At 62.1% G+C, this 1184-nt stretch carries 2 protein-coding genes; both read right to left on the bottom strand.

Features of this window, described 5'->3' with window-relative positions:
- Window positions 1–335: energy-coupling factor ABC transporter ATP-binding protein (locus NW815_RS13675; protein ID WP_414416131.1), on the bottom strand; the 335-nt coding region annotated here is incomplete at its 3' end.
- Between the two features lie 7 nt (window positions 336–342).
- The coding region (locus NW815_RS13670; protein WP_414416130.1) for a cell division protein FtsQ/DivIB at window positions 343–1184 on the bottom strand (842 nt) is incomplete at its 5' end.

Below are 1184 nucleotides of genomic sequence, written 5' to 3'. Positions count from 1 at the left end.
CCCTCAGGACGGGCCAAATTGCGCAGTCCGAAGGCCACATCTTCGGCCACCGATGGGGCAAACAGTTGGTCGTTGGGATCCTGAAACACCAGCCCCACCTCGGGGCGAAACTGGCCGGGCCGCAGTGGCTGGCCAAACAAGCTCACCTGGCCGGAGCAGGGGGGCAACAGGCCGCAGAGGGTGAGGAACAGGGTAGTTTTACCCGCGCCATTGGGGCCGATCACCCCCAGATGTTGCCCAACCTCGACCCGTAGATCCAGCCCTTGCAGCACCGGCGGATGACCGGGATAAGCTGTCCACAATTGGTTCACCTCCACCGCCGGCACCGGGTTCATAGCAAAGCTAGGGCATTCGCAGGTCTTTCCAGCGCTCCTGGGTGGCCGTGGGGGTAAGTTGCAAGGTGGGCACACTGGGGCTGGTCAGGTCAATGTGGACGATGTCGTCGGGCGTACACTCGCAGTAGCGGCGCAGATCCCGCATTTGGTTGAGGGTCTGAATTTGCAAGGGCAAGCGGTCGGAAATTGGCCCCAGGTAGACGTTGCCCAGCTCAGTATGCAGGGTGATCTCCGCTCCAGATTGCCAATCCACTGCCCTAATCTGAATTTCAGACTGCTGTAAAGCCCTGAGCAACAGCGCCCATTGGTCTGGGGTGTGGTTCTCCCAGCCCAGCAGCTCCAGCTCAGGCCAAGACGCGGGGGAACGGTAGGGATCGGGAGACAGCCAGTTGCCCTGGACATCCACCCAGCCCATCTGGTCGCCCCATCGCGCCCGCGCAACAGGTTGCCGTTCTCGCACCTGGACGATGACACCCACCGGCAGCAGCCGTCGCTGCACCTGGACGCTTTCGATGGGAGAGGGGCGGGTTGGGGATCCCAGCAAAGCCCTTTCCAAAACAGCCGGTTGCACCTGCCAAATGTTGAGGGGATACTGCAGGGGCAATTGTGCCCGTATCCAGGCGGGATCGACCCAGTGGGCACCCTTTACCTGAATCTGTTCTGGCTGACGAATTTGCCAGTGGGGCTGCCGTAGGCCCAGCACCAGCAGCGCCAAGAGGGTCATCGAACCGGTCAGGCGCCAGGATCCCTGCCAGAATCGGCTGCGCCGTTGCCGACGCAAAAGCTGCCTACGCTGCAGGATTTGTTCACGGTTGGGAGCAGCCAGGAGTGCCATGGATCCCCCTTCAC

The sequence above is a fragment of the Synechococcus sp. R6-7 genome (assembly GCF_047461695.1).
Classification (GTDB): Bacteria; Cyanobacteriota; Cyanobacteriia; order Thermostichales; family Thermostichaceae; genus Thermostichus.
This window is presented reverse-complemented; position numbering and strand designations above follow the sequence as displayed.